Annotated in this window: 1 protein-coding gene; it reads right to left on the reverse strand. The window is 67.9% G+C overall.

What is annotated here, in order from left to right; genetic code table 11:
- Window positions 1-739: rolling circle replication-associated protein (locus D1223_RS15430; protein ID WP_199288223.1), on the reverse strand; the 739-nt coding region annotated here is incomplete at its 3' end.
- Between the last annotated feature and the right edge of the window lie 151 nt (window positions 740-890).

Genomic DNA, 890 nt, shown 5'->3' on the forward strand with positions numbered 1-890 from the left:
TGGCCAGCATCCGCAGCTGCACCGGCTCGGCCGGCATCCAGTCCTGATAGCCCCGCAGCTTCGACAGCTCGGGTTCCGGCGACCGGAAGCTCCCACGCGCGTAGAGGATGCGCCTGCGGTCCCCTGCTGCCCGTGCATCGGCCAGCCGCCATCCCCGGACCATGCGCCGCATCCAGTACCAGCCTGCATCGCCCTGGGCGCCCTGTAGGCCGAACTTCCGGGGCGCATCGAGGGGCCAATCGCCGGAGTGACCCCAGACGCGGCCGGTCTTGCGGAGCCACGCCTCGGGGATGTTCTCGTTGTTGCGCTGGTAGTGCTTCACCCCGCGGGCGGCGTGCTTCGACAGGTACTGAAACCAGCCGATCGGGCCGTCGATCACCTTGGCGTGCTGTCCCCGGTGCCCTGCCCCGTAAAGCTCCCCTGCCAGCTCCACCCAGTCGTTCACGGGATCGCTTAGGCGGTACTTGTCGGGCCACCACAGGGCGACGTGCAGGTGCGGCACGCCTCGACGCTGCCACTCCGTGATCCAGTGGAGCCGGACCATACCGGCACGCCGCTGGCGCTCAATCCACCGCTTCCGCAGCTTCGTCCAGTCCTGGGCCGATGCGGGACAGTCTCGAAGCGTGAGAGTGAGGGCGACGCCTGCCCCTGTTAGCTCGGTCTCGCGCACGCTCATCAGGAACTGCGTGTTCCGGCGCGTGGCCCCTAAGCTCCACCCCTCGACGTCGCCGCGCTTCATCCGGGTATGGTCATTCCGTCCGGGCGCTACACCGCCCTTACCGCCGTGGCGGTACACTGTCACTACTGGCATCGGTCCTATCCCGTGCTGGTCATGACCCCGAGCGTTGGCGCGCTGCGGGGTTCTTTTTTGCTCGGCTCCCTTTCCCTCT

The sequence above is a fragment of the Henriciella mobilis genome (genome assembly GCF_003576285.1).
In the GTDB taxonomy this organism is placed as follows: Bacteria; Pseudomonadota; Alphaproteobacteria; order Caulobacterales; family Hyphomonadaceae; genus Henriciella; species Henriciella mobilis.